The following is a 638-nucleotide window of genomic DNA, read 5'->3' on the forward strand; positions in this document are numbered from 1 at the left end:
ATCCATCGGGCCGCATCGTTTGTTGAAGAATGGATTCCGGGCTCGTCGACTTCGCTCGCGCCCCGGAATGACGATGTTGAGATGGCCCCCAAAAACAAAATAATCTACCCAATGGCGCGCCGCGAAACGCCTCCCTATCTGTTCCGCTAACGACATCAAGAACGGAACGGGGCAATGGCGAAGCGTCAACTCAAGCTCGGCGCATTCATGCGGCCGATCAGCATCCACACCGGCGCCTGGCGCTACCCCGGGGCGTGGCCCGACGCCAATTTCAACTTCGACCACATCAAGACGCTGATCCGCAAGCTCGAGGCCGGCAAGTTCGACGCCTTCTTCATGGCCGACCATCTGGCCGTGCTGAACATGCCGATCAACGCGCTGAAGCGCAGCCACACCGTGACCTCGTTCGAGCCGTTTACGCTGCTGTCGGCCCTCTCCGCCGTGACCGAGAATATCGGCCTGATCGCGACCGGCTCGACCACCTTCGACGAGCCCTATCACGTCGCCCGGCGGTTCGCCTCGCTCGACCACATCTCCGGCGGCCGCGCCGGCTGGAACATCGTCACCACGTCCAATCCGGACGCGGCGCTGAATTTCGGCCTCGACGATCACATGGAGCACGCCGAGCGCTACAAGCG

Annotated in this window: 1 protein-coding gene; it reads left to right on the plus strand. The window is 62.4% G+C overall.

All coding sequences use genetic code 11. The features are described 5' to 3' along the window. Positions 1-174 precede the first annotated feature (174 nt). Positions 175-638 (plus strand): LLM class flavin-dependent oxidoreductase (locus NS334_RS17245; protein WP_153002839.1); only part of this gene is annotated, 464 nt, incomplete at its 3' end.

Source organism: Sphingomonas endophytica (assembly GCF_001476895.1).
Taxonomy (GTDB): Bacteria; Pseudomonadota; Alphaproteobacteria; order Sphingomonadales; family Sphingomonadaceae; genus Sphingomonas; species Sphingomonas endophytica_A.